Consider the following 25,188-nt stretch of genomic DNA (forward strand, 5'->3'; position numbering starts at 1 on the left):
TCAGCGGATGGTGAACGGACCGCCCGTTGAGTTCTGCACCGCCCATTGCCCATTACCGATGAACTTCAGAGTAATGCTGTCGTTCGGCTCGCGCTCGCCTGCTGTGATCCCGCCCCAGGTTCCTTTAGAGGTGCGGTTGTCCACGCTCGCGGAGAGGCCGCTGCCGGCAACTGCCGCAAGCATGTTGCCGTCTGCAGACATGGCAAGAGCACTCGCAGGTTGGGCGGTAAGCGGTGCGAACGTGGCGCCCCCGTCCGTTGACATCAGCATGCTCCCCGAGTCCAACTCGGTCCCGTCACAGCGAGACCAGGAGGTGCTGCCAACGGCAATGATGTTGCCGTTGCTGCTCATCGCGACGCTGGCGTAATTGCGCAGCCCCCCGAGGCGCGTCCAGGTCGCGCCGCGGTCGTGTGACAAGAAGACCCCGCTGCCCTGGGGGCCGTCGGTCGACGCGCACGTTGCAGCGACCCTGCCCACGAGTGCGATTGTGTTCCCGTCAGCCGTCATCTTGACCCGGTACCAAGGCTCAAGCCGAGGGGTGGTCTCACCGGTGAGCACGACCGGCAGCGGCTTCCAGGTCGCCCCGGCATCGATTGAAATGAACGTTTCCGATGTTTGGGCCACGGCCACGATCACTTGCCCGTCAGCCGAGTTGTCCACGCTGCGCCACTCGTATGTGCCCGGCGGCAGCTTGGCTGCAATCCACGTCGTGCCGCCGTCGTTGCTGACCTGGAGGCGCCCCGTCGGGGTGGTGTCCGAGTTCGGCGCGATGACGGCCGCTAAATGTTGGCCGTCTGCCGCGATGGTCACGGATTGGAAGTTCAAGCCCGCCGTGTTGTCCACCAGCGGATCGGCCAGACGGTTCCAGGTGGCGCCGAAGTCGGTGGACGTGAACATGCCGCCTCCAACTTGCACGGCCACCATGCGGCTGCCGCTAGGGGTCATGTCTGAAGAAATCCAGCCCCCGCCGCTCGGGCTGTTGTCCGCGGTCCAAGTGTGGCCGCCATCACGCGATACCTTGAGCACGTATGCGCTATCCGACCCTCCCACCGCAGCGTCGGCTATCAGCACGTCGCCCGTGGCGTCCGACGAGACACTCGTGATGGGGCTATACGCGATACACGGATACCAATACGCGGGTCCACCGTGGTACGGGGTCCCACAAGACCAGCTCGACGTCAGCCGCGCTTGCCATACCGTGCCTAGTGGCGCCGTGCCGTTCATGCCCGATGTGAGAATGCTCTGGCCGGCGTTCTGCGCGATGGCCCAAAGCCACGAGGTGCTGGTCGCGCTGATAGTCACGGTGTCGTTGAGGCTGGCCAGCGCGGGCAAGGTGAGCGTCACTGTTGCACGTTTCGGACCTACAACGTCTTGGATGGGGGCTGTGACGCTGTAGCTGGTGTTGACTGCCAACTGCGTGTTGGCAGTGACCTGCACTGGTTGTCCTGGTGCCGGTGCCGGTGCCGGTGCGGATGCGGATGCGGATGCGGGTGCGGGTGCGGGTGCGGGTGCGGGCGCTGGTGCCAGCGCCACTGGAGGGCTCGTTGTATCGCCGCTACCTCCGCCGCCTCCGCACGCTACCAGCCACAATGCCGAGAGTGTGCAGCTCACCACGACGCGAGTGCGGCACGGAACAGCTTGGTTGGGACGCCATTCGTTTTGGGACATGCTCATTCTCATTCCGCTCGTTACATCTAAGCGGAGGGCGTGAGACTTGCCTCATGTGACAGTCGAGCTCACCCGGAAATTCCGCATTAGCTCATCAGTGTACTTTGCCCATTCGCGCTGCCTCCCCTCAAGCTCGGCGGCTCATGTCCGAAACCGCGAAAGGAGCGACTCCCCGGTCAAATCCCGACCGCTGTGGCGAGCGGATTCGTCTGGACGGCACCAGCGAAACTTGCCGCTGTCGCTGGTCTCATCATGTTTTAGCTGATCTTCAGACACTTGAGCGCAATGAGCTCTGTCGTGGGTAGCAACGTAGTCACAGCTGCATCGGCATCTATGAATTGCTCATAAACAACGCTGGATGTGCCAGCATGGGCGATTGCACAGCGGAGCTTGTAGAACCTAAGGACGCTCTTGTGATGTGGGATTGCTGACCGATACAGCTGGTCGCCAGCTGCGTTCCGATCAAGCGCGATCATGAACTGGTTATTGGCGGCGATCAGCCCGTCTACGACCGAACCAAAAGCGTCGAAATCGGCATCCAGGTGAAGCACGTCTGCAAGCGAGACAAGTTGGTTGACTTCGTTGCTAACCTTCGCTTGGGCATCCTTCAGGGCCCTAACAGCGTCAGCCTCAAAGTCCTGCATTAGCGTGGCTTTGATGTTTGCTAGATATCCATTCTCTAGGATGCGGTAGAGGGACATAAACCGCCATTTTGGGTGCGTCACCAAGCCAGCTTCATTCAGTAGGCGTGCTTGGACCGCGGTCAGGCTACGGAACCCCCCGCTCACGGCAAGCGTTCCTCGGTTCGAGACTAGGCGAGGGAACGGTGACTGACTGGCCAAGCTCCGCATGCTGAAGCCCGAACATCGCGCAGACTAGTCGAACACCCTCACTGGGAAAGTGGAGGGGGAATGCCAGTATTGCCTTGGCATTTGCCCAGGTCCGCCATTCACTGTGGGCGTTCCCTCCGGCGCCATTCCACTCGTCTCCGCGCCCAAGAAGCCAACATGATCCTGGCCCAAAGCGACATCCAGTTGCACCAACCAATCGGAATAGTATGGGTGAGTGCAGCCGGGACCCGCCAAAGGTGCCAAACCCAGATTTCTGAACAGATTGAGCACGCGACCGCTTCCGCCGCCGAAAGCAGACATCGGGGCATCCGAGCAAGGACTTGACGGTAAGTCTGGCCTCTCAGCCGATCGAGTCGGCTACAGGCTGTCTGACAGGACTCTCCTGATCCAGTTTCCGCATTGTGCTTGCGACAACCAGCGCAAGCGTCGCGTTCTGCACTGCCGTCTCGATCCCGAGCGTCACGGCCTGCCGCTGCGGCAGGCGCGCCAGGCGCGCGGCGCCGAAGCCGATAGCCAGCATCGTCACGTTCAGCGCGATGGCGAAGGGTGCCAGCTCGCCGAAGCTCGCCTTCAGCACGGCCCAATTCTTGATGACCGCGAGGATCACGATCACGATGAACAGCAGTGTCGCGATCTTCGTTGCGCGGGGTTCCAGCCGCTCGGCGCGGCCGGGTGCGACATGGCGAGTCAGCATCCCCAGTGCAACCGGCAGGCCCAGCATGAGCGAAACCTGGCCCATGATCATGCCGACAGGCACTGACACAGCACGGGATGAGCCCATGAAGTGCTGCAGCGACCAGGCCACGACGATCGGCAACGTGACGATCGTCATCACGCTCGCCACCGCGGTGAAACTCACCGCCAGTGCGACGTCACCCCGCGCGATGTAGGTGAGCAAGTTCGACGTCGAGCCTGTCGGGCAGGCCGCAAGGATCATGAAGCCTACCGCGAACGCCCCGCCCAGGCCCCATAGCCCCAACATTGCGTAGCACACGAGCGGCAGTATCACGAAGTGGCACACCACGCCGATCAGGAATGCCGTGGGTTGTCGCACGATGCGGCTGAAGTCGTCCAGCCGCAGCCCCAGGCCGAGCGAAAACATGATGAAGGCGAGTGCGAGCGGCAGCAGCACGTTGGCGACCGAAATGTTGCCCATGTCTTTGATCTTTGTCTCAGTGAACGTCTACGCAATGGTAGAGATAGACGTCAGCAAGATCACCCGGAACTACCCCAACCCAGCGTTGATGGCCTGCTGACGCCTGCTCGCACTCGTGAGTCTTCTAGTGCCGCGCCATGCCGCGGCGCACTTGCTCCAAGTTGGGCGAAATCTCTTTGAACCGTTCGTGGTCCGGCGGCAACCCAAAAGTCGAAGGCGGGCATCCGGTCCGCGTTCATCGCCCAACAAGGAGAAGAACCGCCATGAACTTCAAGACCAACTCGACGCGCCGCTTTCCTCTGGCGTTCGCGGCTGTCGCAGCCCTCAGCTTTGGAATGGCCGAGCCTGCCTTTGCCCAAGCGACCATCGGTGAAAACGTTAAGGCTGCGCTCAACTCGCCTTGCACCGTCACCGCAGGAGACAACAAGGGCAGGACTGGCACGTACACCATTTTTGCTGGCAGGTTGGTATGTGTGGCCGGTTCGTCTGGCACCCTGTGCAAACCCGGCTACTGCAAGGACGCAGGAAAGGCTGCCACCACGGAGCCAAGCATGGTGCCGAGCGCCCCAGTCTTTGCGTCGCCGAAGTTCGAGCCACGGCGCTGACCTAGCCCCGAACGGCTGCAGCCGACCGGCAGAACGGAAAAACTACTGGCGGTTGGAAGCGCGGATCTGCCCGCGAACCTCGCCGCCCGGCGACAGGTTCGTGTGCACATTCACGTAGACGGCGCCAGCTCGCATGGCGGCGATCACCTCGGCGAGCTCGCCTGCCGCGAGTTGCTGGCTTGTGGTGGCTCCGGCCACGACGTTTGAGGCCGTGATCGTCCCGGTCAGGGTGCCGGACCCGGGCGTGCAGGGCTGGGTCCCTGTCGGACCGGGGTTCGTCGCCGTCTGGCAAAGCCAGATGACGATGCTGCCGTTCACGCTCGGCTGGGCCACGTGGATGTGGGCCTGTGTCACCGTCCCCTGCAGTTCGGTGTAGGTCAACTGGTAGTCGATGGACTGTTCGTCGCGGCTGATCATGCCCACGAACTCGCCGCTGGCGACTGTGGACACCGAGGGCACCTCCTCGTAGCCAGTAAGAGTGGCTCGGATACGCTCAGCGCGGGCTGCGATGGGCACGGTCAATACGACGGACAACACCGTCACAACCGCAAGCTTGTTCATGTTCACTCCTTTCGTACTGAAGCACGTCCTCGCCCGCACCTCATCGATATACCGTTCGGCGAACGGAGTCCTGGAGATTGAGGTGCGCCGCTACGGGAATGGGAGCGGCTGCTTCCATAGGTGTCAATGACCCCTTCGGGCTACCCCTGCGAGTCAGCAGTGAAATCCTTCGATAGTCCTTTGCGCTGGCATCGACCAACTGCCCAACTGCTCGATGATGAGCAGGCGAGCGAGTTTCAGGTCGACCGGGCCAAGGAGAAGTTGGCGCTATCTCCGGCTTCGCTACTCAACCAGGGCGACCACGTGGTCCAGGTCACCCCTACCCCGGCTGGTTGCCGTGCGCGGCGCGCAACCGCAGGAACTGCGCCCGGGTTTTCGGCCCGAACGTGAGGAAGTGCGGATCGGGCTCGTACGCGGCACGGGCCCGGCCGATCTCGTCGGCGGCCGCGCGGCGGGTGACTTCCTCGACATCGAGGCCGTACACCTGCGCGCCGTTGAGCCCGAAGATGCGCGCCCGCAGCCGCGGGGTCATCGCCGCGTAGCCGAACTTCTCCTGGTATTCGCTCGAGATCTGGAAGGTGCGGAACGCCTGGATCTGGTCCTGCGGGGAGCCGTACCAGATGGAGTCCGACCCCCACAGCACGTTGCCCTCGCCCAGTTGCTTCACCAGTTTGCCGACGACGTGCGCCGCCTGGTCGGGGTCGCGCATCAGCATCCGCCAGGTGCTGCCGAGTTCGCCGTAGACGTTGCTGCCCTTGCCGAGGCCGGCTTCCTCGACCGAGCGGATCAACCGGTCGACGCCATCGCTGCGCGTCGGGTCGTACGGCCCTTCCTTCGCGGTCTGCACGTAGCCCGCGTGATAGACCAGGAAGTTCACGTCGGGGAACATCTTCGCGACGCGGCCGATGTCGGCGCAGGTCGAATGCTCGTACGACTGGCGGCCGAAGGGCAGGCCCTTGTGCACGCAGATGTTCCGGATGCCAACGCTGCGCGCCTTCTCGATCATCCGCACCCCGATGTCGTCGGTGAGGTAGAAGCCGCGGCCGTCCGGCCCCCATTGCGTGTAGCACTTGAGCGCCGACACTTTCCATCGGCTGGCCAGCGCGTCGATGTCCTCCATGTCGCCGGGCTGGTTTGGGTTGACGCGGCCGTGGATCAGCAGGCGCCGGCCACGCGGCAGACGCGACACGATCTCCTGCACCGCGGCGGCTTCCGCGATCGGCAGGTACTCGTTCTCGCGCCGCGACGGGATGAAGGAAAGCACCATCATGTCAGTGTCCGAGTCGAGGAACACGTCCTTCACGAACTGGTCGACGCCGCCGAGGCCGTGGCGCCCCTGCCAGTTCTTGCCGACGAAATGGCCCTGCACGTCGAAGATGAACTCGCGCGAGCCGAGCCGCTGCGCCGCCTGCTCGACGTCGAGCGCCGCCGTCCGCTCGATCTCGTAGAAGCCGCCGGTGCGCCCGGCCGCGGCGTAGGCCTCGTTGAAGGCGAGCAGCGTGCCGGCCGCGCCCGCCGCGGAGACCAGCAGGCGCCGGCGCGAGAGGCCGAGCCGCTTCGCGTTGGCGTCGGCCGCCTGGTGCGCGAGCGCGTTGGCGTGCAGGTGCACGCGCTCCAGCGGCATCGGCGCGACCTCGCCGTTGGAGGTCGAGTCCAGCTTGATGGGAAGGCGGCGGCCATCGGAATCGTGTCGCATGGGACCTCCTCGTGCCAAGGACCGGTATCGTAAACCGCACCACGCACCTCGTCACCGTCAACGGCAGCGGCCACCCCAGCGCCCGTGTGTCTTGGTGCCTTCGATGATCGATTCCTCGCTTCGTCCGGCGGCGAGGAGCCTGTCGTCGGCCTCCTTCAAGAGCGCGCAGTCGATCGCAAGCGGGGTGCCGAGCCAGAGGGCGCGTCGCGTGTGGTCGAGCAACTGCGAGCCTGTCAGCGGATGGACGAGGATGTCGAGCCCGGGGGGCCGGGAGAACATCAGCCACGACACATAGTCGGCGAACGCTTCACGTGTGAACAACACTTCGAAGCTGCCGCACCGGTGCGGCCCTGCAGGGAATGGGGTGAAGCCATGGACCTCCAGGTGATCCGTCCCGGCAAAAGTCCGGATGACGAGATCCATGAACGCACGGGCCTCGGCGACCCGCTCCGGCACGCCGTGATCGAAGTACGCGTGGGAGTGGAACAGCCACACCCGGTGCGACTCCGGATCATCGGCGTGGATGGCGCGGTGTCGCCGCAACGCCTCAAGACTGGTTGACATGCGGGGATAACGTCTCTGCGGCATGTCAGCCGGGGAACTGCTCGACCGGCTGGTTTGCCGGTGCCGGCGGCCGCGCCGGAACCAGTCCGTATTGCGCCATCACCTGAGCCAACCTCACTCGATCAGGCGGCCCGCCCGCGTTCACGACGGCGCCGACATCGTGGAAGTACTGCGGCCCGATGTCCGGCGTCATGATGACCAGCGCGCGCACCGCGGCATCGGTCTTGTTGATGAAGTGATGGGTCGAGCCCCGCGGCGTCGACATCCAGTCGCCCGGCTCGAGGTCGCGCGATACCCCGTCGACGGAATAGCGGAGCAGGCCTTCCAGGACGTAGACGCACTCCTCGTTGTCGGTGTGGCTGTGTGGCGGGGGAACGATGGCCCCCGCCGGCACCGTCATCTCGAACACGCCCAACCCGCCCGTTTCCGCACCATCGACGAGATAGCGGATCTCGAGTTGGCCTACCTTGATCAATTCGCCGCTCATGACGCTCTCCTGGGTTCGTTGCCGGACCGGGTATCGGGACCGGTGCGAACAATGTAGGTCGTTGCACCAATTCGATAAATAGTGTCTAGTTCAACCCACTGTTGCAATAACATAGCTAATGAAAAGCAGGCTGGCCGGCATGAACGTATTCGCGGAGGTGGTGGGCGCGAAGAGCTTTTCCGCCGCCGCCGACAAGCTCGGCATCTCAAAATCGCTGGCGAGCCGGGAGGTCAGCGCGCTGGAGCGCTCGCTGGCGGTGAAGCTGCTGAACCGCTCGACGCGCAAGCTGAGCCTGACCGAAGCCGGCAGCATCTTCTACGAGCACTGCGTGAACATCTTGCACGAAGCGGAACTCGCCGAGCGGCGCGTGACGCAGGCGCAGTCCGAGCCGGCCGGAGTCGTGAAGATGACCGCGATCCCGGCGTTCGCGGTGCGGCACGTGTTGCCTGCCATCGTCGAATTCCAGCAGCAGTATCCAAAGATCCAGGTCAGGCTCTCCTGCAGCAATCGCACGGTGGACCTGGGCGCCGAGGGCTTCGACCTCGGCATTCGTTCGTCGCCCCCCGCACCGAATCTGGTCGCAAGAAAGCTCGCGGTCAGCCGACTCGTCTTGCTCGCCTCGCCGGCGTATCTGGCGCAGCGCGGCACGCCGCGCCGGATCGAGGACGTGGAAAAGCACGACTGCGTGCTCTTCCCGATGCTCGCGCCCAAGGGGATCTGGACGTTCCGGCGCAGCGGGCAGAAATATGCGGTGAAGGTTCCGGCTTCATTCGAGACCGATGACCTGGAGGCCGTCCGCGCGGCCATCCTTTCCGGCCTTGGTGTGGGTCTGCTGCCGCGCCACATGGTGGGCGCAGACGTGCGGCAAGGGGCCCTCGTGCCCTTGCTGCGGCAGTTCCAGCCGGTGCCCGAGGGCGGCATTTATCTGGTCTATCTGCCCAATCGCACGCAGCCGTCACGGGTGCGGGTCCTTATTGACTTCCTCATCGCGCGCTTCGGTCCCGTACCGCCGTGGGAGGAGGGTTGGTAGCGACCGGCGGCGCAAGCACCGAGAATCAACTCCGCCGCTTCGGACCGAACAGGATCAGCAGCCCGTCGTCCACCACCTGGAGCTCCTGCGGCTCGAGTCCCATGGTGTCCGGAAGCGCGAGTTCGCGCGTCGAGAGCCTGTGCAGGACGACCTCTCCCAGGTTTCGCGTCATCTCAGGCAGCATGGCCTGAATGGTTGGCAGGATTTCCGGCGGCATGCCGGGCCAACGGAGGTCCAGGATCTCCGCCCGGTGGGCGCGTATGGTTTGGTCGGAAGCCTCGTAGCGCAAGGCGAAAACGACTTCCATTTCTCCGGCAGGCAGTTGCGGGACTTGGGCGCCGCTGACCTGCAACAGCAGACCTGCCCCAAGCTTGTTGCGCGCGGGCACAAGGAGCAAGCGCGGCCGGCCGACCCGCAGTTCCAAGAGTCCCGCAACTCCCAAGCGCACTGGAAACCGCGAGGCCAGCGTTTCGGACAGCTCTCCGGCGGAGACCTTGTGGCGTGGTCGCTGGACCTCATCCTGGGCCAGCACCAACGCCGGCCAACAGGCAAGAGCCGTGATCATCAGGCGGCGATGCATGGCGATGCCTATTGTGACGGAGCGGCGGACCGGCTGGACCGGGCATCGTGGAAGCGCCGCTGATGCAACCCAGGACCTGTTCGCAACGTGTCGCGTGCCACTCGTCGGCCCTGATGACTCGACGAGGAACAAGCATGGAACTACGATGAGGACAGCGTTTTCGGTCCTATTGACAAGGAGTTTGGTATGGGTTGGTTCTCGAAGACGGACGAAAGCTTCTTCCTTGCCACGATCATGCCCAATGGTGAAGGCGCTCGAGTCGACAAGTTTCTTGGCGTGGTCAACGGGGAGGCGATCATCGGCGCCAACATCTTCCGAGACATGTTCTCGTCGATTCGCGACGTGGTCGGCGGACGCGCCGGCGGCTACGAGAGGGCACTATCCGGTGCGCGCGATGCGGCACTGGAGGACATGATGTCAGCGGCGAAAGAACTTGGAGCCGACGGCATCGTTGGTATCGATTTTGACTACGAGGTGCTGGGAGAGAACAACGGCATGATGATGGTGACCGTCAGCGGCACTGCCGTGAAGATGGCTTGAGCTTCTCCCAGTGCATGGGAGTTCTCATGGCGATGACGCACAACACATTCATTCTCATCCCTGGCGCGGGCGGCAGCGCCTGGTATTGGCATTTGGTCGTGCCAAGACTCGAGCGGCGCGGGTATGAGGCCGTTACTGTCTCGCTGCCGGCGGCCGACGATGCCGCCGGTCTGCCCGAGTATGTGGACGCCGTCGTGCGTGCGATCGGCCAGCGCGAGCCACGACATGTCGTGATCGTTGCTCAATCCCTGGGTGGTTTTTCCGCACCTCTCGTCTGCCAACGGGTTCCAGCAGCATTGTTGGTGCTGGTCAATGCCATGATCCCCAAGCCCGGCGAAACTCCCGGCGCCTGGTGGGCAAACACCTGCCATGATGAGGCGAAGCGCCAGCAGAATTTGCGCGACGGTCGTCCGGCGGATGCTCCATTCGATCCGCTCGTCGACTTCTTTCACGACGTACCCCAATCGGTGGTCGACGAGGCGTGGGCGCAGGGCGAGCCGCGCCAATCTGACACCGTGTTCTCGTCACCCTGCACCTTCACGAGTTGGCCGACGGTCCCGACACGCGTTCTAGTGGGAAGAGCAGACCGGTTCTTTCCGGCCGAGTTCCAACGGCGTGTAGCACGTGATCGCCTCGGCATTTCGGCTGACGACATGCCGGGCGGGCATCTGGTGGCACTCAGTCAACCGGACGAACTCTCGGCCCGACTTGCAGCGTACGCTTCCGACGCAGCGACCCGTCCAACTTGACTCCGCTGGAGAGGGTGCGATCCTTGAGGAGAACGCCATGGAAATGCGTGCATTCCGGACCCGCAACGGGCGGGACCTGAATTTCTCGGTCATCGGCTTCGGCTCGGTGCCGATCGGCGAGGTCTACGAACTGGTCGACGAGAAGGCGGCCATCGCGACGGTCGAGCAGGCGTTCGCGAACGGCATCCGCGTCTTCGACTCGTCACCCCACTACGGCAACGGCATCGCCGAATCCCGCATGGGCGCGGGGCTGCGTCGCGCGCCGCGCGGCGAGGTCATCGTGTCGACCAAGGTCGGGCGGGTGATGAATCCCTTCGCGAAGCCCGCGCCGCGGAACCCCGACGTCTATTCGCCGGGGTTCGTCGGCGGGTACGCGCATGGGCCGAGCTTCGACTACTCCTACGACGGCACGATGCGTTCCGTCGAGCAATCCCTGCTGCGCATGGGCCTGAGCGAGATTGACGTCCTGCTGATCCACGATTGCGACGTCTGGACCCATGGCGCCGAGGCCGGCGCGCGCTTCAAGGAAGCGATGGACGGCGCATATCGCGCGCTGGACAAGCTGCGTAGCGAGAAGACCGTCGCGGCCATCGGGTTCGGCATCAACGAGGCGGCCACGTGCGTGAAGTTCGCGCGCGCCGGCGATTTCGACGTGGCCATGATGGCCGGGCGCTACACGCTGCTGGACCAGAGCGGCCTGGCCGAACTCCTGCCGCTGGCCGTCGCGAAGAAGATGGGGGTCTTGCTGGCCGGCGTCTTCAACTCGGGGATCCTCGCGACCGGCCCGGTGGCGGGCGCGAAGTTCGAATACGCGGCTGCGCCGCCCGAGGTCTTGGAGCGGGTACGCAAGATCGAAGCCATCTGCGCCGGCCATGGCACGTCGGTCCGGCGTGCCGCGTTGCGCTTCGCGATGGCGCATCCGGCGGTCGTCACGGTCGTCCTCGGAGCCGCCAATCCGTCCGAGGTCGCGGCCAACGTGGCCGATGCGCAGCAGGAGGTGCCGGCGGCCGTGTGGTCGGATCTGAAGTCTGCCGGCGTGCTGGAGGCATCGGTGCCCATCGGCTGAAGCCTGAAGGTGCCCACAGTTGCCACTGCCAGCCACCTGGTCGCGCTCGAGTAGTCCAATCATCGCCCGCGGATGTCCGCGGGTGGCGGCCGTTACAGGGTGGCGATCGCCGGCGGCCGTAACCAGAGGGTTCAAGAAGCTCCCCCGCTCTTGGGGTCGTCTAATTGGAGACGCAGCCCTGAGGCATTCATGTTCGCGAGTTCGAACGCGAAGCGCAACTGCCCGCCCTCGACGAAAGACCGCAGCAAGAGCTCCCCCGCGATCTGGTCGCAGCTCAGCTGCCTGTCCCTTGAGCTAAATTGCGCGTTGCGAACGGCCATTGAAGCCATTTCAACGGTGAGCCCGCGGCCGACGGCTTCCGAGTGAAGACGGACCTCGTTGCTTCCATCGGCACGTCCCACAAGATCGGCTTGCACGCCAGTCGCGGCGAACCTGCCATCGCCGAGTCGCACTTCACCCGAGACCGCTGTGCGGTCGAACAGCAGGCGCGTTTGCTCGGTGAAGCCCTGTGCCAGTCCGCCCCGAGGTTGACGCAGCAGCCCCTCCGCGAATGCCTGCAACTGCAGATTGCCGCGGTTCTTGACCCGCGGTCCCAGCATGGCGCCCCGCTGCTCGTACTCCACACCGGCAGCCGGCGCTGACGAGAACTGATAGAGATAGCTGCGCCCGTTGGGAGCATCGACATAAATCCCACGGCGGCTGACGCCCATGCGCGAATCCGGCCCCAAGTGCTCGACGGTCGCGTCGTTGAAGTTGACCTGGCCTTGGAGTATCGGCACGGTCACGTCCGCGTCGAACAGCAGGTGCGCATCGATGATTTCCGCGCGGATTCTGCCGTTCGCAGCAGCGAGCGGGGCGAGGCACCAGGAACTGACGGCCACCTGGCCTGTCGTGCTGTTGCCAGATGCGTCGCCCTTCGGTTGCCGAGAGAGGATCAAAGGGCCATTGACTTTCACACCTGAGAGTTGGGCGCTGGCCGCCTCCAAAGCGCACAGGCGCGGCCTGCCTGCTTCCATGCGCACCAGCGCCACCATCTGGTGCAAGGCCAGGTGGCCAAGCTCCAGCATGAGCGAACCGGATGCAAGGTGGAACGCCGCCGCCTCGAACTTTCGAACCCCGATCTCGAGCGCGCCGTCGTCCCTGGAGCCCAATGTGAGCCCCTCCACCGAGACACGATTGCTGGACTCCTGGTCGATGGGTGCTACCACCAAGGTCAGAACGAAGTCGATGATCGATGCGAACGCGGCGGCCATAAGCGATGTTGGCTGAAGCGAATCTACTGCGCATTCGCCGAACGCACATAGAGGAGTTCATGAGAACGCCATGGCTGTGCTGCGCAATGGTGAGGATTTGGGGTGCTGATCCAGACAGAGAACAAGTGCCGCGGACTGCTCCGCTCCCTGCTGAGCTTGACAGTTGCATGGCGCGACCGAAACGCGTTCGAGTAGCCGCATCATCAGCCTTGCATCGACGCATCGCCCGTAGGACGATAGTTGCCCGCCCACTCGCCCACGAGGCCACCATGACCGCTGTTATGCAACCCGCAACGGTTCCACGCACCGCCGTCGCAGCGCCCGCGCGCTTGAGGGGCTTCCAAAGTGGAGCGCGCGAGTTCGATGCAGCCGACATTCAGGTGGAAGGCCGGCTGCCCGTCTGGTTGCGCGGCAGCCTGCTGCTCAATGGCCCTGCGCTGTGGGATCTGCCCCAGGCGAGCTATCGCCACTGGTTCGACGGGCTGGCCATGCTGCATCGGGTGCAGTTCGATGAGGGGCGTGTCAGCTACCGCAGCCGCTTCCTTCAGACCGAAGACTATCGGCGGAGCATCGCGTCAAGCGCGCCGGCCTTCGCGGCGTTCGATACCCGCGATCCCGAAAGCTTCCTCGAGCGGCTCAAACACTTTGGAAAGCCGCGCGTCACAGACAACGCGGCAGTCGTGATGTCGCGCATCGGCGATCGGTGGTTCGCCACCACGGAGGGGCCGCTGCTCGTGGGTTTCGACCCCGAGACGCTGCAGACACGGCCCACGTTGGCGCTGGAAGACGACCTGGGCGTGCAGCTCATGGCCGCACACGGCATCACCGACAGCAAGGGCAGCTATTGGAATGTGGGAGTAACGCTTGGACCGAAGTGCGCGTACAAGCTCTTTCGCCTCCAGCCCGGCGCCAGGAGGCGCGAGCTGATCGGCCAGGTGCGCCTCCCCAAGCCGGGCTACACCCATGCGTTCGCGATGACACCACGCCATGCGCTGGTCTGGGAAACGGCGTTGCGCGCACAGCCGCTGGGATTTCTCCTGACGGGTCGCTCCTACATCCACAACTTCAAGTGGGACCCTGTGCATGGGTCCATGCTGCACGCGGTCTCGGTGGGCGACGGCAGCGTTCGCAGCTGGGAGGTCCCGCCGATGGTCGCTTTCCATGCGATCCAGGCGTACGAGCAGGGCGACGAGACGGTGCTCGAACTCATCGTCTACGACGACCCGGAAATCATGGATGCACTGCTGCTGGAGCGGCTGCGCAGCGGGGCCCCGCTCGGCGTGACGCCGCGCCTGATGCGCTACCGGTTGCGCGCCCGCGGCGAGGTCACCATGGAGAATTTCGGGCAAGGTCTCGAGCTGCCCCAGGTGCATCCCGCTCGCTGGGCCCGGGCCAAGGCCACCGTGGCGTGGGGCACCTTGCTTGGCAACCCCAGTAGCCCGTTCTTCGATGCAACGGAACGCATCGACCTGGCGAGCGGCGAGCGCAGGTCGTGGCGTCGCGGCACTGCGGTGCAGCTCGAGCCGCTGTTCGTTCCGCGCCCCGGGGCGGACAATGAAGACGACGGCGTGCTGCTGGTACCCACGCTGGCCGACGGCGATGTTGGCTCAATGATCGCCGTGCTTGATGCCGAGACGATGGAATGCCTGGCGATGGTGAAGGCGCCACAGGTGATTCCGTTTGGGTACCATGCAGCTTGGGCAGGGTAGCCGTCAACCAAGGGTGGGCGTTTCTGTCCGTAGCGCATCACGGAGGAGTTCGATCGGCCCGCGCGTTCGATAGGCGTCTGGTTCACTTCACCTGCTCTCGATCTCGCGCTTGCTGGAGCTCATCTCAACAGTAACGACGCCGACGGACAGATCTGTCCCATACTGCTCGAAGCGACCGGCCTTCAACAGAGCTCTACGGTAGTTCTCCTACGCTAGCACCCTGAGGCCACGAAGCCGAGACAGCCTTCGCGGCCCTGGCGGTCATAAAGGGATACGGTTTCGGCGGCTTGCATGGCGAAAACTCCTTATGGCGGAGGACGGATCGAGGCATGCTCTCAGAGGCGTTCCTGATACGTTCCCGGCACGCGCCGGATCGGAGGAAGAGCGATGGCGGTCTCGCAAGCGCCCGGGCCAGTGACGATTCGGCTGCTCGGGCAGTTCGGGTTCAACATCGAAGGCAGCCCGGTTCGACCTTCGCCGGTCGCGCAACTCACGCGCCGTGCAAGCGAGTTGTTGCAACTATTGAGCCTGCAGCCGCAGCGCAGTTTGCTGAACGAACAGGTCGTGGATGCGCTCTGGCCGCACCTCGATCCCGAGGCCGGCAGCGCCAACCTCCGCAAGGCGGCCCACCATGCCCGGCAGTTCATCGGCGCGGCCGATGCACTGGTGCTGCGCGGCGGACGGGTGTTCCTGCTGCCGGGGCGCGAGGTGGAATGCGACGCCCTGGGCTTCGAGCGCGCGGCCGACGAGGCGCTGGCCTGCGGCGACGCCCAGGCGTGCCGCGCGGCTTCTCTTCTCTATGGTGGCGACCTGCTGCCGGACGCCCGCTACGAGCCATGGACTGAGGCACCGAGGCTGCGTCTGCGCGACAAGTACCTGCGCCTCCTGCGGCAGGCGGGCGATCTGGAGCGGCTGGTGCAGGAAGAGCCCAGCGACGAGGCCGCGCACCTGGCGCTGATACGCGCAGAGCTCGCCGCCGGCCGGCGCTCGGCGGCGCTGCGATGGTACGGGCATCTGCGAGACCATGTGCAGCAGTCCCTCGGCGTCGAACTCGGACCGCAGGCGCAGGCGCTGTATCGCGAGTGCGTGGCCGGAGTGCAGGGTGACGCGCCGGCATTCGTCGGCCGCGCGCTGGAACTGGTGCGTGTGCTCGCGCTGCTGCGCAACGCCCCCGCGGGCAAGCCGACGGGCGCGATCCTGCGCGCTCCCGCTGGAATGGGCAAGACGGCCTTCTGCCGGCGGCTCGCGCACGAGGCTCGCGGCCTCGGCTGGCAAGTCCGGTCGGTGCAGGCCGGCGACTGGACGCGTCCTTATGGAGTTGCGGGCGACCTGGTGGAGCCGCTGCTGCACCAGGGCGGCGATGCCGCGCGGCAGGCGATCGGCGCCCATGCGCAGGCCGTGCTGTCAGCCATGACGCCGGCCGCCGGTGCGCGGCAAGAGCTGGCGCTGCCGATCGGCCGCCACCAGGTCGTGGGCGCCGTGCGGCGGTTGCTGCTCGCGACTGCGGACGCCAAGCCGGTGCTGCTCATCGTCGATGAGGCGCACGCGGCCGACGACAGCAGTGCCGAACTGCTGGTGCAGCTTGCAGCAAGCGGACCGCCGGTCTTCGTGTTGCTGTCGTGCCGGCCGCAGCTGCCGGAGCTACTGCAGGGGCATGTGTCGCGCATGCTGCGAGCGGGCACGCTCGAGGCCGTGGATTTGCAAGGGCTCGAAGAAGACGAGGCGATGTTGCTGGCACAGCGCGCCGCGGGTGGCACGCTGCAGCCGGAAGCGGTGGCTGCGATTGCACGCATGGCTGAGGGACTGCCTTTCGCGGTAGTGGAACTCGCCCGTGCGAACGCCTCGAACGAAAGCGCCGCCCGCGTGCGCCTGCCGCTCACCATCTCCGCGGCCATCGCAGAGCGCCTGGCCGACGTGGAGGCAGGCAGCCTGGACGCGCTGCGCCGGCTCGCGCTGGCGGCCGAAGATTTCGACGTGGCCGGGGCGCTCGCCCTCTCTTCCGATCCGGGCGAGGACGCGGAAGCTCGACTGGACCGTGCATTGGCAGCGGGCGTGCTGGTGGTGCAGGACGGCCGCTATCGCTTCCGCCATGCGCTGTTGCGGCAGGCGCTGGTCGATGCCGTGCCTCCGCATCGCCGCCTGGCCATGCACCGGGAAGTGGCCACCCGGCTCGGCCAGGCCGGCGCCGCACCGGGGCTGGTGGGCCAGCACTGGCTGGCCGCCGGCGACGCGCGCCGGGCCGAGCCCTTCTCGCTGGCCGCTGCGCGCGAGGCGTTCCGGCTCGGCGCCTACGAGGACGTGCTGCGGCATGTCAATCCGCTGCTTCAGCATCGCAGCGCGGTGCCCGAGGCGATGGCGCTGCGCGCCGAAGCCATGGACGCGCTCGGCCGACCGGGCACGCTGGCGGCCTACGATGCGGCCGCCGAGGTCGCCGCCGTTGAACTCGCTCAAGAGCTGCGGGCCAAGCGGGCCCTCGCGCAAGTCAAGACGAGCGACCCATCAGGCGCCTTGCAGTACCTCAAGGACGTGCACCCCACCACCGTCGCGGGCCGCTTGGCCGAAGCGCTCGCCTACAGCGGCGCGGCCGCGCTGGGCTTCGGCGACCCTGCCGAGGGCGCCCGGCGCTCGGCCGAGGTGCGCCGCCTGGCGCTGGAAACCGGGGACCAGGGCACCCTGGTGATCGCGTCGTGGTCGCAAGCTGCGGCGGCGCACGCGCGCGGCGACCTGCACGGCAGCGTGTGGGCCGACCTGCGGGAAACCAGCCATCTGCCGCATCTCGCGGTACGCGTGTTCGACGGCCACCTGTGCATCACGCAGCGGTTCCTCTATGGCTCGCGGCCGTATGCGGAGGTGATCGCCTTCGCCGACGCACTGGCAACCGAGGCGAGGCGGCTCGGCGCCGACCGCGGGCATGCGTTCGCCGTCACCTTGCGCGGCGAGGCCAGGCTGCTCAGCGGCCAGCTCGAGGCCGCGGAAGAAGACCTCATCTCAGGCGGCCGGTTGCATCGCGCCATCGGCGGCGCCACCGGCGAAGCGTTGTCGCTGCAGAGGCGGTCCGAACTCGCGATGTACCGCGGCCAGCTGGACCTTGCGCGTGGGCTGCTGGACGAGGCGCTGGACGTCGCACGCCAGTCCGACGTCGGCTTCCACCTGCTGGACCGCATCTATGGCACCCGAATCGCGATCGCGCGCAATCCGGACGCCGCGCTGGCGGTGCTCGAAGAGGCAGAGATGTCCGTGCGCGGCCCGCTGGAAACCTGCCCGGGCTGCCGCATCACCTTCGCGATCCCTGCCACCATCGCCTCGGCCCGAGCGCGGGAGATGGAGCTGGCGGCGCGCCACCTTGGCTCGTCCGAGTACCTGGCGAATGTGGTGATGAAGCTGCCGGCCTGGCACGCCGCCCTGCACGAGGCGCGTGGTCATGTGGAGCTTGCCGCGGGCGACAAGGGGTCTGCCCAGCGGGACTTCGCCATGGCCGCGCATGGTTTCCGCCAGGCAGGCCAGCCTCTGGATGAAGCTCGCTGCAGCGCCACGGCCGCACAGGATTTGCGCCGCGCCTGAGCCTGGGAACGTTTCGGGAACGCCGAGGCGGGATCCTTGCGCCAGCAGGTGCAAGGGGTGCCTGCAAGCGCGCACTAGGCGCATCAAGGAGCGACCATGACTGTCCACCAAGAATCACCCCAGGTTTCCAGTTCGATCCCTGGCGATTTCCCGACCCCGATTCCACTGGAAACGATCGCCGCCATCGAGCAGGTGCTCGCGGAAACGCTGCGCGCGTTGCGCGAGAAGGCGAAGTCGCAGCCGGCGGCGGGTGCCGGCGCGATCGAGTATGAGTCCTGGATGCGTGGCGCGCGCCACTGAGGCGTGCCGCGCTGCGTTGCCGCGCCCAAATCTTCGGTCGCCTCCCAAAGCCGAAGTTCGGTCCGCACGCGACGGAGAAAGGAGGAGCGAAACTGCCAAAGCTCTTCCTCCTCCATCAACTTGAGTCGTTCACGCTCTTCTTCCGCTGCGCTGTTCAACTTCCCAATGAAGAAGTTCGGCCAAGCGCCTGACTACCCAACCCGCCTCGATGGGCTGCACTGGCGACTCGCTTGCTGAGAGCCCGAGCTCAATTGTCTCGAGCACCTGGAGCTCAGTTCCACCAGACTTGAATCGGGCGCTCGACGCTTGCTCTGTCAGAAGCTGCGCAAGGTCTTCGCACAGCTCGTATCGCTGGCGCACAGTCGTCATGGGCTCCGTCAGACGACTCCCGGAGGGCGACGTGAAGAGCGCGGTGAACGAAGGCGGCACTTCTATCTGGTTGAAATCGTCCATGGCTTTCAAAGATCAGCCTTGCAGGATAGCCGCTCAGGGCCGAAGTCGGGCGCAGTGTCCGCACCTGGCCGATTTTTGCCGTCTTGTGCGAGGGAAAGCCCAGGCGTTTCATTTGCGCTGCAGTTCCCGCACCACGCCCGCCATGTGCATCCGAAAGGCGCTGCCGCGCAGGATGCACATCAGGTGGAGGGCTACGCGCCCGATCCGGTAGTTTGTCACGGTCGTTCTCCTGCTTCCGACCACCCGATCCAAATCCTTGGGATGGCCTGTCAATCAATGAGTTGCCACTCGCGAGGATTCGGTTTGAATGGTCCGACTGCCTGGCGGCGACGGCGCCTTGCCCAGCTCACTGGTCCAGCGGCAGCGCGAGATCGACCACCCGCGTGCTGAACTGTCCCACGAGCCTGGCGTGGCCGGTGAGCAGGTTCACGACGTACAGCCCGCCCTGGCCACCGGCCGTCAGCGCCGCAAAGCCCGTGTTGTGCACCGTCAAGCCATTGCGCAAAGTCGAATAGATGTCGAAGCCGACCGGTGCGTCGACATCGACGCCGAGTGCACCTGCAGTCACCAGTACGCCACCTGCAGGCGGCGACTGAATCGCGACGACGTTGTTGACAGAGTCGATGTCGAACAGCGTCGTGGCGGTTGAAACGTCGAGATCGTTGTTCACATACGCGGCGCCGGTCACCGCGAAGGCGGTGCGGCCCGGGAAGGTCAGCGCCGTTTGTGTCGTGGTCGTGTTGGCGTCGACGCTGTGCGAAAGGTTCTGACCCGCATCGCTAACGATGCGCAGCGCGTTTGCCGCGGGGTTGAAGTCGACACCGAACGATGCGCCGTTCAGCGGCACGGTCAGCTGGGAAACGCGGGTAGTGGTCGCGGACTCTGTGTCGATGGCGTAGATGCCGCCGGCATTTCCGACTCCGTAGAGCTTGCCGTCTTGCACGCGAAAGTCGATTCCGACAAGCGCCGTGTCCCCACTCAGCCCTGAGATCGTCCCGACCACACGATGGTGCGCCGGATTGGCTACCCGGAAGCTCACGAGCTGTTGGTCTGCCGTGAGCCCGAACACGGTCAGCCGTCGACTGGTGGCAGTCTCAACGGTGCTGACGGGGTCGAGCGCCCCGCCGTCTTCGGCGCGGGCAGACGGTTGCACAGACAGGACAGCCGCGGCGCCGGCAGCGACCAAGAGCAGATGCATCGAGCGGTGCTGTTGCGCGGGGGATCCGCAACGGGTGGTGAAAAGAGACATTTGCAACTCCTGCGGTAGTGATGAGCGGCCGCCAAGGCTCGGCGGCCGAAGGTAGTGAACCGCCGTGCCGGTGGTCGTCAACGGCACGCGCGCCGTCTCACCCAATACGCAGCAATCCCGCCCGTGGATGCGCGAGCGTCAGGCTCGATCTGCGCGGCTTCGTCTGCAAGGAAAGGCGAACAGCCCGCGCGGCGTCACAGAGTGAAAGCGTGGGGAAGCGACGTCGGACTCACCCGGACCGAAGCGCTGCGGGATCCAGCAACTGCGGACCCTAGCGGATCGCCGAATGAATGACGTTCTGAACGGCAAAAACCGACTTCAGCTGGTCCGACCGGTAGTAGTTGCCCATGAAGATGACGTACGCCAGATCCATTGACGGAATGACGACGAGTCTCTGGCCCCCCAGGCCGAAAGCCATGTAGGCCATCGATGCATCACGCCGCCGGGCCAGGTACCAGTGGTAGCCGTACTGCACGCCTTCAAAGGCCTCGGTGCGGGGAGTGAGCGCGGCGGCGATCCAGCCCTTGGTCACGACGCTGCGGCCATTCCAAACGCCTTCCTGGAGTACCAACTGCCCGATCTTCGCGAGATCCCCCGCGCGCATGCGCAAGCCGGAGGCGGCGGCCGCTTCGCCATTCGTCCCGGGCGTCCATTCGACTTCCTCGATCCCCAGCGGCGAGAAGAGCCTTGAGCGCGCGAACTCCAGCAGCGGCATGCCGCTGCCTTTGGAAATCAGGTGGCCCAGGAGGGCCGTGGCGCCGCCGGAGTAGCGCCACTGCTGCCCGGGCGGCAGGACGACGGGCCGTCCGAGCACGTAGCGGTAGCGATCCGCGCTGCGCTCCATTGCGATCTCGCTGTTGCGCGAGTCGCTATAGGGCAGGTCCTCGTTCCACTCCAGGCCCATCGTCATGGAGAGCACGTGCGAGACCAGGATGCCGCGCAGCTTCTCGTCTCGCGCAAGGTCCGCATAGGCGGTAAATGCCTGTACGACCGGAGTGTCCAGCGCGGGAACCCGGCGTTCGGCCAGCGCGATGCCATACAGCAGGCCCACGACGCTCTTGCTGACGGAGCGCAGGTCATGCAGGGTCGTGGCGTTGAAGGCCACCTTGCCCAATGGCGTGCCCCAGCGGTCATCCGTGCCCTCGTAGTAGCGTTCGACCGCCAGCTTGCCGCGCCGGGCGATGAAGACGGCATGCAGGTTGGCCAGCTCGCCGCTGCGCACGCCTTGGTCCAGGCGCGCCGGCAGGTCCGCGGCGATGCCGAGACTCTCCGCATCGGCCGCCTGCCAGGGGAAGGTGGCCGATGCCTGTGCGGGCCGGATGTTCGAAAGCGCCACCATGGCGCCGGCGGCGCCCAGCATGGCGCGTCTCAGTTGTGAATGCGTTTCGCTGGTCCTGCGCATGCCTGCACTCCTCCTTGGCCGCCGCGCTCCGGGCGTTTGGCTGGGCCGAGTATGCCGGGCAATCGGCGTCCTCGCTGGCCACCGCTTGAAGTTGGCGCGCACGGCCTCAACTTACCTACGGCTTTCTCGACCAAACCAACATGCCCGTTCCACTTTCCGTCCTCGACCTGGCTCCCATCACCGAGGGCAGTGACGCCTCGGTTTCATTCCGCAACTCGCTGGCCCTCGCGCAGCATGCCGAGCGACTCGGCTACCGTCGCTTCTGGCTGGCTGAGCACCACGGCATGCCGGGCATCGCCAGTGCCGCGACGGCGGTGCTGATCGGGCACATTGCGGGGGGCACGCATTCGATCCGTGTCGGCGCGGGGGGCATCATGCTTCCCAACCACTCGCCACTGGTGATCGCAGAGCAGTTCGGCACGCTGCAAGCGCTTTATCCCGGGCGCATCGACCTGGGGCTCGGCCGTGCACCGGGGTCCGACCAGGCGACGTCCCGGGCGCTGCGGCGTGACTTGGCCAGCCACCCCGATGAGTTTCCGCGGGACGTTCTGGAATTGTTGGACTTCATGTCGGACGAGCCGCGCCAGGCGGTGCACGCGGTTCCTGGCCAAGGCGCCAAAGTCCCGGTGTGGATCCTGGGGTCCAGCCTGTTCGGCGCACGACTCGCGGCGATGCTGGGCCTGCCTTTTGCCTTCGCGTCCCACTTTGCCCCGGCTCAGATGATGCAGGCGATCGCGCTCTACCGGACCGAGTTCAAGCCTTCTGCGCAGTTGGCGCAGCCGTACGTGATGTTGGGGTTCAACGTTTTTGCCGCGCCTGGCGACGAGCAGGCGCGCGTGCTGGCAACGTCGATGCAGCAGGCGTTCGTCAACCTGCGAACAGGCCGCCCGTCGAAACTTCAGCCGCCGGTTCCCGGCTACCTCGAGAGCTTGCCTGCGCAAGCACGGGCGATGCTGGACGACGTGCTTTCTTGCAGCGCCATCGGTTCGCCCACCACCGTGCGCCAGGCGCTGCAAGCGTTCGTTGAACGCACAGGCGCGGACGAGCTCATGATCACTTCGCAGATTTTCGACCACGAGGCGCGGATGAAGTCATACGACATCACGGCGCACGCGGTGCAGCCGGCCTAAGCGAGCGGGACGGTGCCGTGTATTGGCCTGGGTCCAGCGCCCGGTCCGTGCGCGTGCGCCACGCCTGATGCACACTGCATCCATGGACGGTCCTCCCCTGATCGACGTCGGCGCCCTCGTCGATCCCTCAAGTACCGCGGAACAGCGCGTGGCGGTTGCGCGCGAGATCGACGCCGCCGCGCGCGCCTGGGGCTTTTTCTATGCCGCCAGGCACGGCGTGGATGAATCGCTCGTGGCCGAGGTCGTGCGCCTGGCCCGTTCGTTCTTCGCGCAGAAAGAGGCGGTGAAGATGCGGATCCCGATGTCCGCCGGCGGCACCGCCTGGCGCGGCTTCTTTCCCACCGGCGGCGAGCTCACGTCCGGGCGGCCCGACTGGAAGGAGGGCCTGTACCTCGGCAGCGAGCTGGGACCGGACCACCCGCGCGTGCGCGAGGGCGTGATCCTGCACGGCGCCAACCTGTGGCCTGACATCCCGGGCTTCCGCGCCACCGTGCTGGCCTACATCGACGCGTTGGAGGCCCTGGGCCACGCGCTGATGCGCGGCTGCGCGCTGGGGTTGGGACTGCCCGAGCCATGGTTCGACGAACACGGCACGCGCGATCCCCTGCTGCTGCTGCGCTTCTTCAACTATCCGGCGCGGCCGGTTCCAGCCGGCGTGCCGGCGAGTTGGGGCGTCGGCGAGCACACCGACTACGGCTTGCTGACCATGCTGTGGCAGGACGAGGTCGGCGGGCTGCAAGTGCGCACCGACCACGGCTGGGTGGACGCGCCACCGGTCCCCGGCACCTTCGTCTGCAACATCGGCGACATGCTCGATCGGATGACGGGCGGCCGCTACCGCTCCGTGCCGCACCGCGTCGCCGTCAACACCAGCGGCCGCGACCGGCTGTCCATCCCGCTGTTCTTCGATCCCGACTTCGACACCGTGATCCAACCGGTGCCGGGCGCCGGCCCCGGCCAGGACGACAGCGGCCGGCGCTGGGACGGCGCCAACCTGCAGTCCTTCCAGGGCACCTACGGCGACTACGTGACGGCCAAGGTCGGCAAGGTCTTCCCGGACCTCAATCAAAAGCTGCAGCGCTACTAGCGCTGCATGCCCCCAGGCCTTACGGGCGAGGCTGGGGCGATTAAAGTGCCGGAACGATCTGTTCAAGTGAGGAAGCACTATGCAGTATCGAAGGCTCGGAAAGAGCAACCTGCAGGTCTCCGCCCTGTGCCTGGGCACCATGATGTTCGGCGACCAGACCGCGCTGGCCGAAGCGCGGGAGATCGTCGACGACGCGCAGGCGCGCGGAGTGAACTACATCGACACGGCGGATGTGTACACCCAGGGCGCATCGGAGCGCATGGTCGGTGAGCTCTTGCAGGGGCAGCGGGAGCGCTGGGTGGTCGCGACCAAGCTCGGGAACCGCATGTCCGACCGCCCGAACGAGGGCCAGTATTCGCGTTCCTGGATGCTGCGCGAGCTCGACGCGAGCCTCTCGCGCCTGCGCATGGACCATGTCGACATCCTGTACCTCCATCGCGATTGGGACGGCATGGACCTCGAAGAGCCGCTGCGCGCGATCGACACCATGCAGCGAGCCGGCAAGATCCGCTACTGGGGCGTGTCCAATTTCCGCGGATGGCGGATCGCAGAGATCATGCGCATCTGCGGCGAGGTCGGCATGCCGGGCCCTGCGGTCTGCCAGCCGTACTACAACCTCCTCAATCGCATGCCGGAGGTCGAGATCCTTCCCGCCTGCGCCCACTACGGCATCGGCGTCACGCCCTACAGCCCCATTGCGCGTGGCGTGCTCACCGGAAAGTACCTGCCGGGACAGGCGCCGGGCGCCGGCACGCGCGCGGGCCGCGGCGACCGGCGCATCGCCGAGACCGAGTTCCGGGAGGAGTCGCTGCGCATCGCGCAGCAGCTGCAGGCGCATGCCCAGGCGCGCGGCGTCACCCTCGCCCAGTTCGCCACGGCCTGGGTGCTCGCGCATCGTGCCGTGAGCGCCGTGATCGCCGGGCCGCGCACGCTCTCGCAATGGCAGGACTACGCGCCGGCCCTCGAGTTTCAACTCTCGCGGGAGGACGAGGCGCTGGTCGATTCGCTGGTGCCGCCGGGGCATCCGTCCACGCCCGGCTACAGCGACCCGGCGTATCCCTTGCCCTCGCTGCGCGGCTGATGCGACCTTCCGGCAGGCGGCGCGGTCACGGCGCCCGCCTCAGGCGCCGACCTCGAAGCGTTCGCGGAAGGCCTGACAAAACGAAGGCGTGCCGGCCAGCGTGAGGGTCAAGGTGACCCGGTGCGGCTCGGCCGGGGTTGGGCTGATGGCGATCTCGCTGCGGTGTTCGTCGTAGACGACGCGCAAGGGCAAATCGGGCTCCAGGGTGCCCTGCAACTCGTAGCCCCACTCGCCATCGTCCTGCACCCCAGCCGGCCCGAACGTCTGGCCCGCCCAGCGCAGCACGGCGCTGATCTCCGCCAGCAGCGCGGGCAGCCGCTCCAGCCGTACCGAGGCCATGGCATCGAGACTGCCGCGCCCGGACTCCTCGTCCGTGAAGTCGAACTCCAGGTACTGCAGCTGCATGCGCC

At 65.9% G+C, this 25,188-nt stretch carries 24 protein-coding genes; 11 read left to right on the forward strand and 13 right to left on the reverse strand.

From position 1 onward, the window contains the following. The 3 genes from UC35_RS23445 to UC35_RS06510 all read right to left on the reverse strand — a co-directional run bounded on the left by UC35_RS23445 (window position 1) and on the right by UC35_RS06510 (window position 3,675). On the reverse strand, window positions 1–1,437 hold the full coding sequence (locus UC35_RS23445) for a WD40/YVTN/BNR-like repeat-containing protein (RefSeq protein ID WP_162493031.1): 1,437 nt from the start codon (window positions 1,435–1,437) through the stop codon (window positions 1–3). A 488-nt stretch (window positions 1,438–1,925) separates the two neighbouring features. Then, window positions 1,926–2,369: a hypothetical protein gene (locus UC35_RS06505; protein WP_061497340.1), complete on the reverse strand. Its 444-nt coding sequence runs from the start codon at window positions 2,367–2,369 to the stop codon at window positions 1,926–1,928. 490 nt (window positions 2,370–2,859) lie between these two features. Further along, entirely contained in the window at window positions 2,860–3,675 is an 816-nt protein-coding gene (locus UC35_RS06510) for a bile acid:sodium symporter family protein (protein WP_061497342.1), read from the reverse strand. 263 nt (window positions 3,676–3,938) lie between these two features. On the opposite strand from UC35_RS06510, the gene UC35_RS23450 reads away from it, so the two are divergent. Further along, window positions 3,939–4,280, forward strand: coding sequence for a TrbC/VirB2 family protein (locus tag UC35_RS23450; protein WP_145979357.1), 342 nt, complete (start codon window positions 3,939–3,941; stop codon window positions 4,278–4,280). Window positions 4,281–4,322: 42 nt separating this feature from the next. On the opposite strand, the gene UC35_RS06515 is transcribed toward UC35_RS23450, so the two are convergent. From UC35_RS06515 to UC35_RS06530, 4 genes are all read right to left on the reverse strand, one after another. Then, on the reverse strand, window positions 4,323–4,841 hold the full coding sequence (locus tag UC35_RS06515; RefSeq protein WP_061497345.1) for a CHRD domain-containing protein: 519 nt from the start codon (window positions 4,839–4,841) through the stop codon (window positions 4,323–4,325). Between the two features lie 319 nt (window positions 4,842–5,160). Next, on the reverse strand, window positions 5,161–6,537 hold the full coding sequence (locus UC35_RS06520; RefSeq protein WP_061497346.1) for an amidohydrolase family protein: 1,377 nt from the start codon (window positions 6,535–6,537) through the stop codon (window positions 5,161–5,163). Window positions 6,538–6,594: 57 nt separating this feature from the next. Continuing rightward, window positions 6,595–7,101, reverse strand: a complete 507-nt coding sequence (locus tag UC35_RS06525; RefSeq protein WP_061497348.1) for a DOPA 4,5-dioxygenase family protein — start codon at window positions 7,099–7,101, stop codon at window positions 6,595–6,597. 25 nt (window positions 7,102–7,126) lie between these two features. Beyond that, on the reverse strand, window positions 7,127–7,588 hold the full coding sequence (locus UC35_RS06530) for a cupin domain-containing protein (RefSeq protein ID WP_061497350.1): 462 nt from the start codon (window positions 7,586–7,588) through the stop codon (window positions 7,127–7,129). Window positions 7,589–7,706: 118 nt separating this feature from the next. Between UC35_RS06530 and UC35_RS06535 the strand changes: the two genes are divergently transcribed. Beyond that, the gene (locus UC35_RS06535) at window positions 7,707–8,618 is read left to right on the forward strand and encodes a LysR family transcriptional regulator (protein ID WP_061497352.1); all 912 of its coding nucleotides are present in this window, start codon (window positions 7,707–7,709) and stop codon (window positions 8,616–8,618) included. Between the two features lie 25 nt (window positions 8,619–8,643). Here the strand turns inward: UC35_RS06535 and UC35_RS06540 are convergent, their stop codons facing one another. Continuing rightward, window positions 8,644–9,198 (reverse strand): hypothetical protein, encoded by a 555-nt coding sequence (locus UC35_RS06540; protein ID WP_061497354.1) that lies wholly within the window; start codon window positions 9,196–9,198, stop codon window positions 8,644–8,646. Between the two features lie 234 nt (window positions 9,199–9,432). Between UC35_RS06540 and UC35_RS06545 the strand changes: the two genes are divergently transcribed. The 3 genes from UC35_RS06545 to UC35_RS06550 are packed head-to-tail and all read left to right on the forward strand — an operon-like array spanning window position 9,433 to window position 11,553. Continuing rightward, complete coding sequence (locus UC35_RS06545) at window positions 9,433–9,738, forward strand: heavy metal-binding domain-containing protein (protein WP_061503708.1); 306 nt, start codon at window positions 9,433–9,435, stop codon at window positions 9,736–9,738. 26 nt (window positions 9,739–9,764) lie between these two features. Further along, entirely contained in the window at window positions 9,765–10,487 is a 723-nt protein-coding gene (locus UC35_RS22955; RefSeq protein WP_227820477.1) for an alpha/beta fold hydrolase, read from the forward strand. 43 nt (window positions 10,488–10,530) lie between these two features. After that, on the forward strand, window positions 10,531–11,553 hold the full coding sequence (locus UC35_RS06550) for an aldo/keto reductase (RefSeq protein WP_227820478.1): 1,023 nt from the start codon (window positions 10,531–10,533) through the stop codon (window positions 11,551–11,553). A gap of 131 nt (window positions 11,554–11,684) precedes the next feature. Here UC35_RS06550 and UC35_RS06555 read toward each other — a convergent pair whose 3' ends face one another. Further along, the gene (locus UC35_RS06555; RefSeq protein WP_061497357.1) at window positions 11,685–12,806 is read right to left on the reverse strand and encodes a hypothetical protein; all 1,122 of its coding nucleotides are present in this window, start codon (window positions 12,804–12,806) and stop codon (window positions 11,685–11,687) included. A gap of 269 nt (window positions 12,807–13,075) precedes the next feature. On the opposite strand from UC35_RS06555, the gene UC35_RS06560 reads away from it, so the two are divergent. The 3 genes from UC35_RS06560 to UC35_RS06570 all read left to right on the forward strand — a co-directional run bounded on the left by UC35_RS06560 (window position 13,076) and on the right by UC35_RS06570 (window position 18,376). After that, entirely contained in the window at window positions 13,076–14,515 is a 1,440-nt protein-coding gene (locus UC35_RS06560) for a carotenoid oxygenase family protein (RefSeq protein ID WP_158513864.1), read from the forward strand. Between the two features lie 387 nt (window positions 14,516–14,902). Then, window positions 14,903–18,076, forward strand: coding sequence for an ATP-binding protein (locus UC35_RS06565; protein WP_061497361.1), 3,174 nt, complete (start codon window positions 14,903–14,905; stop codon window positions 18,074–18,076). A gap of 96 nt (window positions 18,077–18,172) precedes the next feature. Next, a complete protein-coding gene (locus UC35_RS06570; protein WP_061497363.1) occupies window positions 18,173–18,376 on the forward strand; it encodes a hypothetical protein in 204 nt (67 codons plus the stop codon). A gap of 129 nt (window positions 18,377–18,505) precedes the next feature. Here the strand turns inward: UC35_RS06570 and UC35_RS06575 are convergent, their stop codons facing one another. The 3 genes from UC35_RS06575 to UC35_RS06585 form a co-directional block, all read right to left on the reverse strand. Beyond that, the gene (locus UC35_RS06575) at window positions 18,506–18,829 is read right to left on the reverse strand and encodes a hypothetical protein (RefSeq protein ID WP_061497364.1); all 324 of its coding nucleotides are present in this window, start codon (window positions 18,827–18,829) and stop codon (window positions 18,506–18,508) included. Between the two features lie 346 nt (window positions 18,830–19,175). Next, a complete protein-coding gene (locus UC35_RS06580; RefSeq protein ID WP_145979359.1) occupies window positions 19,176–20,078 on the reverse strand; it encodes a DUF4394 domain-containing protein in 903 nt (300 codons plus the stop codon). Window positions 20,079–20,349: 271 nt separating this feature from the next. After that, window positions 20,350–21,480: a serine hydrolase domain-containing protein gene (locus UC35_RS06585; RefSeq protein WP_227820479.1), complete on the reverse strand. Its 1,131-nt coding sequence runs from the start codon at window positions 21,478–21,480 to the stop codon at window positions 20,350–20,352. Between the two features lie 140 nt (window positions 21,481–21,620). Here UC35_RS06585 and UC35_RS06590 point away from each other — a divergent pair, with 140 nt between their 5' ends. The 3 genes from UC35_RS06590 (at window position 21,621) to UC35_RS06600 (ending at window position 24,778) form a co-directional block, all read left to right on the forward strand. After that, entirely contained in the window at window positions 21,621–22,610 is a 990-nt protein-coding gene (locus UC35_RS06590) for an LLM class flavin-dependent oxidoreductase (RefSeq protein ID WP_061497368.1), read from the forward strand. A gap of 82 nt (window positions 22,611–22,692) precedes the next feature. Beyond that, window positions 22,693–23,697 (forward strand): isopenicillin N synthase family dioxygenase, encoded by a 1,005-nt coding sequence (locus UC35_RS06595; RefSeq protein ID WP_227820480.1) that lies wholly within the window; start codon window positions 22,693–22,695, stop codon window positions 23,695–23,697. A 79-nt stretch (window positions 23,698–23,776) separates the two neighbouring features. Further along, window positions 23,777–24,778, forward strand: a complete 1,002-nt coding sequence (locus UC35_RS06600) for an aldo/keto reductase (protein WP_061497373.1) — start codon at window positions 23,777–23,779, stop codon at window positions 24,776–24,778. Window positions 24,779–24,817: 39 nt separating this feature from the next. Here UC35_RS06600 and UC35_RS06605 read toward each other — a convergent pair whose 3' ends face one another. Continuing rightward, window positions 24,818–25,183: a hypothetical protein gene (locus UC35_RS06605; protein ID WP_061497375.1), complete on the reverse strand. Its 366-nt coding sequence runs from the start codon at window positions 25,181–25,183 to the stop codon at window positions 24,818–24,820. Window positions 25,184–25,188 lie beyond the last annotated feature (5 nt).

Origin of the sequence: Ramlibacter tataouinensis (genome assembly GCF_001580455.1) — a bacterium.
Taxonomy (GTDB): Bacteria; Pseudomonadota; Gammaproteobacteria; order Burkholderiales; family Burkholderiaceae_C; genus Ramlibacter; species Ramlibacter tataouinensis_B.

What these genes read in the sequence shown, in the direction of transcription:
- UC35_RS06505 (WP_061497340.1), bottom strand. Translation starts at nt 2,369, where the DNA reads ATGTCCCTCTACCGCATCCTAGAGAATGGATATCTAGCAAACATCAAA.
- UC35_RS06510 (WP_061497342.1), bottom strand. Translation starts at nt 3,675, where the DNA reads ATGGGCAACATTTCGGTCGCCAACGTGCTGCTGCCGCTCGCACTCGCC.
- UC35_RS23450 (WP_145979357.1), top strand. Translation starts at nt 3,939, where the DNA reads ATGAACTTCAAGACCAACTCGACGCGCCGCTTTCCTCTGGCGTTCGCG.
- UC35_RS06515 (WP_061497345.1), bottom strand. Translation starts at nt 4,841, where the DNA reads ATGAACAAGCTTGCGGTTGTGACGGTGTTGTCCGTCGTATTGACCGTG.
- UC35_RS06520 (WP_061497346.1), bottom strand. Translation starts at nt 6,537, where the DNA reads ATGCGACACGATTCCGATGGCCGCCGCCTTCCCATCAAGCTGGACTCG.
- UC35_RS06525 (WP_061497348.1), bottom strand. Translation starts at nt 7,101, where the DNA reads ATGTCAACCAGTCTTGAGGCGTTGCGGCGACACCGCGCCATCCACGCC.
- UC35_RS06530 (WP_061497350.1), bottom strand. Translation starts at nt 7,588, where the DNA reads ATGAGCGGCGAATTGATCAAGGTAGGCCAACTCGAGATCCGCTATCTC.
- UC35_RS06535 (WP_061497352.1), top strand. Translation starts at nt 7,707, where the DNA reads ATGAAAAGCAGGCTGGCCGGCATGAACGTATTCGCGGAGGTGGTGGGC.
- UC35_RS06540 (WP_061497354.1), bottom strand. Translation starts at nt 9,198, where the DNA reads ATGCATCGCCGCCTGATGATCACGGCTCTTGCCTGTTGGCCGGCGTTG.
- UC35_RS06545 (WP_061503708.1), top strand. Translation starts at nt 9,433, where the DNA reads ATGCCCAATGGTGAAGGCGCTCGAGTCGACAAGTTTCTTGGCGTGGTC.
- UC35_RS22955 (WP_227820477.1), top strand. Translation starts at nt 9,765, where the DNA reads ATGGCGATGACGCACAACACATTCATTCTCATCCCTGGCGCGGGCGGC.
- UC35_RS06550 (WP_227820478.1), top strand. Translation starts at nt 10,531, where the DNA reads ATGCGTGCATTCCGGACCCGCAACGGGCGGGACCTGAATTTCTCGGTC.
- UC35_RS06555 (WP_061497357.1), bottom strand. Translation starts at nt 12,806, where the DNA reads ATGGCCGCCGCGTTCGCATCGATCATCGACTTCGTTCTGACCTTGGTG.
- UC35_RS06560 (WP_158513864.1), top strand. Translation starts at nt 13,076, where the DNA reads ATGACCGCTGTTATGCAACCCGCAACGGTTCCACGCACCGCCGTCGCA.
- UC35_RS06565 (WP_061497361.1), top strand. Translation starts at nt 14,903, where the DNA reads ATGGCGGTCTCGCAAGCGCCCGGGCCAGTGACGATTCGGCTGCTCGGG.
- UC35_RS06570 (WP_061497363.1), top strand. Translation starts at nt 18,173, where the DNA reads ATGACTGTCCACCAAGAATCACCCCAGGTTTCCAGTTCGATCCCTGGC.
- UC35_RS06575 (WP_061497364.1), bottom strand. Translation starts at nt 18,829, where the DNA reads ATGGACGATTTCAACCAGATAGAAGTGCCGCCTTCGTTCACCGCGCTC.
- UC35_RS06580 (WP_145979359.1), bottom strand. Translation starts at nt 20,078, where the DNA reads ATGTCTCTTTTCACCACCCGTTGCGGATCCCCCGCGCAACAGCACCGC.
- UC35_RS06585 (WP_227820479.1), bottom strand. Translation starts at nt 21,480, where the DNA reads ATGCGCAGGACCAGCGAAACGCATTCACAACTGAGACGCGCCATGCTG.
- UC35_RS06590 (WP_061497368.1), top strand. Translation starts at nt 21,621, where the DNA reads ATGCCCGTTCCACTTTCCGTCCTCGACCTGGCTCCCATCACCGAGGGC.
- UC35_RS06595 (WP_227820480.1), top strand. Translation starts at nt 22,693, where the DNA reads ATGGACGGTCCTCCCCTGATCGACGTCGGCGCCCTCGTCGATCCCTCA.
- UC35_RS06600 (WP_061497373.1), top strand. Translation starts at nt 23,777, where the DNA reads ATGCAGTATCGAAGGCTCGGAAAGAGCAACCTGCAGGTCTCCGCCCTG.
- UC35_RS06605 (WP_061497375.1), bottom strand. Translation starts at nt 25,183, where the DNA reads ATGCAGCTGCAGTACCTGGAGTTCGACTTCACGGACGAGGAGTCCGGG.